Genomic DNA, 6,803 nt, shown 5'->3' with positions numbered 1-6,803 from the left:
CACACATATGTGTGGTGACGATGGCAAGAAGGTCACACCTGTTCCCATGCCGAACACAGTAGTTAAGCTTCTTAGCGCCGAAGGTAGTGAGGGGTTTCCCCTTGTGAGACTAGGACGTTGCCGCGCAATCGAAAGCATCATCTTCGGATGGTGCTTTTTTTGTACATATTTAAGTTACAGTGATGTTACTTTTCTTTATTTAACTTTCTATACTTTATCAATACTTGTATAATAAAAGGAAGATACAAAAATAGTGATCTAATTATCATGAGCTCCATGTGAGTATCAAAGGGAGTGAAATGTTTATGGAAGAAAACACACAAAAAATGTATTATTGTGCTTTTGTTTTTGATGATAATGAATATTTAATTGCAGCGACCACCAAAGGTTTAGCTTTTGTAGGATCAAAAAATGCTGGTCTTATTGAACTAGTAGTGTGGATCGAAATGTATCGTGCAGGTACTTTACTGGAAGAAAATAACAAGTTTATGCAAGAATACCAAATGTTGTTGGAAGAATACTTTCAAGGGACAAGAAAAGAATTTGATGTGCCGCTAGATATTAAAGGAACTAATTTCCAAGAAACGGTATGGCGCGAATTATTAAACACACCTTATGGAGAAACACGTACTTATTCGGATATTGCGGATGCTGTTGGAAATCCTAAAGCCATCCGTGCTGTAAGCGGAGCAATAGGGAAGAATCCTGTTGCAATAGTGGTACCTTGTCATCGTGTAATTGGAAAAAACGGTAAACTTACTGGCTACCGAGGCGGCTTAGAGATGAAAAAAGAGTTATTGGAACTCGAGAAATGTACTGTACCTCAATTGAATATTCCTTCCTAATTGTCTGAAGGGGCTGGGAAAAAAGTCACTTTTTAGTAATAATTTGTAAATCTGAGTAATTAAAAACACCGTCAAGTCAAGGATTATTCTTCCTAGATTTGACGGTGTTTTCTAATTCAGCTAGTTATTTCCCAGCCCCTTTTTATTCTGGTGAACGTTCTAATAGTGAAAAGGATTAAATCCTGTTATGATAAATGCGATTAAACAGAAGCAGGAGGATAAACTCGATATGGAAAATAAACAGAACGGCATTAAAACATTCATTCGTTTGTTATGGTCTACTAAAATCTCAAAAGGAGTTTTGAGTCTTGGGTTAATCGGAAGCATAGTCACAACTATGGTTGGTTTAGCGATTCCTCTATTAGCTGGTAATATTGTAGATGAATTTACTTTAGAAACTATTCAAATACCTATAATTGCTGCTATTGTTGCAGCTTTTCTATTGCAAGCTGTGATTGACGGAGGATCTGCTTATTTACTAGCAAGAGCTGGGCAGCAAATGGTGGCTCGTTTGAGAGAACGATTATGGTTGAAGATGATCCGACTACCTGTTAGCTATTTTGATACTACTCCTAGTGGAGACTCTGTCAGCAGAGTAGTGAATGATACGGGGATTGTTAGAGATTTGATCACGTATTATTTTCCGCAATTTGTGACGGGGATTATTTCTATTGTTGGAGCTGTCACTATTTTACTTTTTATGGATTGGAAAATGACTCTAGTGATGCTGATCTCAGTGCCGATAGTCTTACTGGTGATGATTCCTTTAGGAAAGAAGATGGGAAAGATTTCCCGCGAACTTCAGGCGGAAACGGCTCAGTTTTCTGGAGATATCCAACAAACGTTTAGTGAAAATCGTTTGATGAAGTCTTCAACAGCGGAAATGACAGAAGAAGAAAAGGGAAAAGCGGGTATTCAGCGATTGTTCAAGACTGGACTAAAAGAATCGAAAGTTACTTCTGTTATTGGTCCTTTAATGTATTTGATCATTATGGCTGTAGTGGTACTGATTTTTGCCTATGGTGGGATACGAGTGGCTAATGGCACCTTATCGACTGGTTCATTAGTAGTTTTTTTGCTTTATTTGTTCCAAATCATTTACCCGGTTACATCTTTCGCTACATTTTTTACGCAACTCAATAAAACAATTGGTGCTACAGAACGTATCGTGGCAATTTTAGAAATGGCGGATGAATCTGGCCAAGAAGGAATAGCGGAAAATATAACGGATAAACTATTGAGCCTTCACCAAGTGTCGTTCAGCTACCAAAAAGATGAACCGGTTTTAAAAGAAGTTTCTTTAGTAGCGAAACCAGGTGAAATGATTGCATTTTCTGGTCCGAGCGGTGGTGGTAAGACGACTATCTTTAGTTTGTTGGAGAGGTATTATGAGCCTGATTCTGGTGAAATAAAGGTTGGAGATATCCCAATTCAGCAGTTCTCATTAGCTTCATGGAGAAATCAGATTGGTTATGTATCGCAAGAGAGTGCTATGATGGCAGGGACTATTCGTGAGAACCTGACATATGGGTTGAAAAACGCAGAATCGATTTCGGATGATCGTCTATGGGAAGTAGCTAAGTTGGCTTATGCAGACCAGTTTATTAGGGAATTCAAGCAGGGTCTAGACACTTCTGTTGGTGAACGAGGAGTTATGTTGTCTGGAGGTCAAAGACAGCGTATCAACATTGCTCGTGCCTTCTTACGTGATCCTAAGATCTTATTAATGGATGAAGCTACTGCCAGTTTAGATAGTCAATCGGAACAAGTAGTTCAGCAAGCTTTAAGTCGCTTGATGAAAGGAAGAACGACGTTTGTGATTGCTCACCGTCTAGCCACGATCGTCAATGCAGATAAAATTATTTTTATTGAGCACGGAGAAATTACGGGGAGTGGGACTCATGAAGAATTAAAAGCTAGTCATTCTTTATACAGAGAGTTTGCTGAACAGCAATTATCCTAACTAAAAGGCAGTATGAATGGGACTTTATGCCTGTTTATGTTGCCTTTTTTTCGTTAGATAAGTAATCGTTTTTTTGGTTTTTTGATAAAGAGTATTATATGATGACAGAATAGAATGAAAAAAATTAAAGAAAAGAGGAAATGCATTGATACAAAATAATAAACATTCGAGATCTTTCATTAATTATTTAGTCATTCTGTTTTATGCGGCAATGGTAGGTGTGAATGCACTGGCTAATATTCTACCCATCAATGGAATAACTACGGGGGAAGTTTCAGATTCCTATCCTAACTTATTTGCTCCTGCTGGATTGACCTTCTCAATTTGGGGTGTCATCTATCTTTTGTTAGGGATATACGCTATTTATCAATTAATTGGATTTCGAAAAACGAGTAGTGCAATAAAGTTAGACTCTGTAAAGAAAATAAATCGTTACTTTATCCTTTCTTCAGTGGTCAATATTGCTTGGATTCTAACGTGGCATTATGATTTTATCGGACTTTCAACCCTCTTGATTTTTTCTTTGCTCATTTGTCTGATTTTGATCAACCATTTGACTCAGTCTGCTAATCTGTTATCGAAAAAAGATAAGCTTTTTATTCGACTTCCGTTCAGTATTTATTTTGGATGGATAACGGTAGCGTCGATAGCTAATGTAACGATATTACTGGTAGACATAGATTGGAATGGATGGGGGCTGACAGATCAAACTTGGACGATCATTATTTTGATAGTAGGATTGGTCATTGCATTAGCAACTATGATCAGCAACAAAGATATCGCTTATGGGTTAACTATTTTGTGGGCGTACTTTGGGATTGCCTATAAACATCTATCTGAAACAGGTTTTTCGGGTGACTATCCGTTGATTATTGCCACCGTCATTGGAGCAATGGCTGTTGTATTGATTACGTGCGGCTATTTATTGTATACACGTAAAAAAAGAGCAAAAAGTTTTTATTAACGAGAAATGGCCTCTAAAAGTTAGGTTTTTACTCTAACATGGGGTCATTTTCTTTTATCTAGTAGTCAGGTTATGGCTTTTTACAAGTTGTTCATAGGCGCAGTCCTTGAAAAAGAATAGAACCTTTCAAAATATGCTTTTATAAAAGGATATTAAAGAAACTAGACAAGGAACAGCCTTTTTCTTAAATTCTTTTTCATGTAGAAGTGTGGTAAACTTGTGTTACGAATCTAAAAGTAAGGATCAGGATATATGACTAAAAACACAAGGTTAATGTATATCGCTCTATTAGCTGCTCAGGGGGTAGTCATTTCGTTAGTTGAACGATCTATTCCGTTTCCTTTTGCATTTGCACCAGGAGCTAAATTAGGTTTATCTAACATGATCACAATACTGGCATTATTTACTTTATCGTACAAAGACAGCTTTAAAGTAGTATGGATGCGGCTGTTAGTGACTACATTGTTAGGTGGTACGCTGTCTACATTTTTGTACAGCTTTGCTGGGGCCTTTTTAAGTTACTTCGGTATGTTAGTCATTCGAATGTTGGGGCCGAAAAGGGTCAGTCTTATTGGCGTAAGTGCGGCAGGCGGAATTTTGCATAATGTTGGTCAATTAGTAGTGGCTAGTACGATTGCTCAATCCTTTAGCGTGATGCTGTATCTTCCAATATTGTCTTTTTCAGGAATATTTGCTGGAATAGCTGTGGGGATAGCCGCTAATTACTTAATGGAACACGTAGCTACCATAAAAAAAATACAGAATGAAGAAGCCAAACATAATCGTTTAACACGAGCATGGTACGAAGCTTCTTCAGAGAAAGAATAAAACAGCATGAAAGCCTCTTAAAAATCAACTAAATGGATTTTTAAGAGGCTTTTTGTATAAAAAGAGCTAGAGAATGAGTGTCATGTATTATTTCTAACTTGATAAACAACGTTATGTGAACTAGCGAGCTAAAAAGCATTTACAATTGACGGAAATAAGAACAAATCAATTAAAATCAATATTTTTGCTTGTTCAGTGTAGACATAACAAGAGAAATAAACTATAATAAATTCGTAATAATAAATAGTAAGTAAAGTTATAATACATTTGTTTGCTCAAAGAATAACAATTTTTTATAAATGAACATAGGATAAGGAGTTTTTCGAATGGCAACAAAAAATATTGTTGTAGTTGGTGCTGGTTATGCTGGTGTGGCTGCTACGAAAAAATTATCAAAACATTTTAAAAAAGATAAAGATGTGGTTATCACTTTAATTGACAAACACTCTTATCAAACTTACATGACTGAGTTACATGAAGTCGCTGCGGGCCGTGTAGAACCCGATGCAATCCAATATGATCTGCAACGTTTGTTCGCTCGCCAAAAAAATGTAGATATCGTAACAGATGAAGTACTTCATGTAGACCATGATGCAAAAACGGTTAAAACAGTAAAAACTGTCTTTAACTATGATTATTTGATTTTAGCTATGGGTGGAGAGCCTAATACGTTTAACGTACCTGGTGTTGAAGAAAATGGATTCACATTATGGTCATGGGAAGATGCGAATGCGATCCGTCGTCACATCAAAGATACAGTAGAAGCTGCATCAAATGAACATGACGTTCAAAAAAGAAAAGCAATGTTGACGGCTGTTGTCAGTGGAGCTGGGTTCACTGGTGTTGAAATGGTCGGAGAATTGATGGAATGGGGAGAACGTTTAGCTAAAGACAATAAATTAGATCCTGACGAATTTAGCTTATACTTAGTAGAAGCTGCTCCGAAAATTCTTGGAGTCGTTACTGAAAAAGAACAAACTAAGGCTGAAAAATACATGTCGAAAAAAGGGATTCAAATCATCAAAGGCAATGGGGTAGCAAATGTTGCTAAAGATTCAATTGAATTGACGGACGGTACTGTGATCCCAACTCATACATTAGTGTGGACTGCAGGAGTTAAAGCTAATTCAGATGCTGCTGAATATGGCATTGAAACGGCTCGTGCGGGGCGTTTGGTAGCGAACAAATACATGGAAGCTAAGGGCGTAAAAGATGTCTATTTAGCTGGAGACCTTGTGTACTACGAAGAACCAGAAAAAGACAACACACCAGTTCCACAAATCGTTCAAAGTGCAGAACAAACAGGTCACACGGCGGCTGCAAACATCATCGCTGCAATGGAAGGCAAAGAAAAAGTAGAACACAAAGGTAATTACCAAGGATTTATGGTTTCTATCGGTTCTCGTTACGGTGTAGCTTACTTAATGGATAAAATCCATTTAAGCGGCTTCCTGGCAATGTTTGTAAAACATATGGTGAACTTATTGTACTTCTTGACTATCGGATCTGCTTTCTACTTTGTTCAATATATCAGACACGAATTCTTCTTTATTAAAGACAAACGCAATATTTTCCGCGGACACTTATCACGATTAGGAAACATTTTATGGTCAGTACCATTGCGTGTTTTCTACGGAAGTATGTGGACTTGGGAAGGGATCAAAAAGACATTTGGTTTATTCGGGACAACATCTTGGTTTGGCAAAGAAATCGTCTTGCCATTTGAATGGCTGCAAGAACCAACCACAGGTGCTTCTCAAGTAGTTGAAGAAGTAGTCGCTAAACCGGTATTTGGTTTAAGCTATGTGTATGGTGAAGAACCAATGATGGTATTCAGCAAAGCTCCAGGCTGGTTCAACTCTATCATGGAATTCATGATTCCTAATACAGATGTCGCTTTATTCTTCCAAAAGTTCATGACAATCGTTGAGTTATTGATCGGATTAGCGATTATTGCAGGACTGTTTACATGGTTGGCAAATGCCGCTACTATTGCTTTAGTCGTTTCATTCTCACTTTCAGGTATGTTCTACTGGGCAAACGTTTGGTTCATCCCAGTCGCGATCTCATTGATGAACGGATCTGGTAGAGCATTTGGATTAGACTATTACGTGATACCATGGATTCAAAACAAGTTGAGTAAGTGGTGGTATGGAGATATTAAATCCATCTATGAAACTGGTATTAACAAGTAAAATGTGTT

The 6,803-nt window shown here is 37.5% G+C and carries 5 protein-coding genes and 1 rRNA gene; all 6 read left to right on the top strand.

Going from position 1 to position 6,803, the window contains the following annotated elements; translation table 11 throughout:
* Window positions 1-10: 10 nt before the first annotated feature.
* Window positions 11-126 (top strand): 5S ribosomal RNA (gene rrf, locus ACEN36_RS08745).
* 179 nt (window positions 127-305) lie between these two features.
* On the top strand, window positions 306-845 hold the full coding sequence (locus tag ACEN36_RS08740; protein WP_407126391.1) for a methylated-DNA--[protein]-cysteine S-methyltransferase: 540 nt from the start codon (window positions 306-308) through the stop codon (window positions 843-845).
* 229 nt (window positions 846-1,074) lie between these two features.
* Complete coding sequence (locus ACEN36_RS08735) at window positions 1,075-2,808, top strand: ABC transporter ATP-binding protein (protein ID WP_407126390.1); 1,734 nt, start codon at window positions 1,075-1,077, stop codon at window positions 2,806-2,808.
* A 145-nt stretch (window positions 2,809-2,953) separates the two neighbouring features.
* Window positions 2,954-3,772, top strand: coding sequence for a TspO/MBR family protein (locus ACEN36_RS08730; RefSeq protein ID WP_407096084.1), 819 nt, complete (start codon window positions 2,954-2,956; stop codon window positions 3,770-3,772).
* Window positions 3,773-4,024: 252 nt separating this feature from the next.
* Entirely contained in the window at window positions 4,025-4,600 is a 576-nt protein-coding gene (locus tag ACEN36_RS08725) for a Gx transporter family protein (protein WP_407096083.1), read from the top strand.
* Window positions 4,601-4,926: 326 nt separating this feature from the next.
* Window positions 4,927-6,795, top strand: coding sequence for an FAD-dependent oxidoreductase (locus ACEN36_RS08720; protein WP_407096082.1), 1,869 nt, complete (start codon window positions 4,927-4,929; stop codon window positions 6,793-6,795).
* The last annotated feature ends 8 nt before the right edge of the window (window positions 6,796-6,803 follow it).

It is taken from the genome of Desemzia sp. FAM 23989, assembly GCF_045528345.1.
Classification (GTDB): domain Bacteria; phylum Bacillota; class Bacilli; order Lactobacillales; family Carnobacteriaceae; genus Desemzia.
This window is presented reverse-complemented; position numbering and strand designations above follow the sequence as displayed.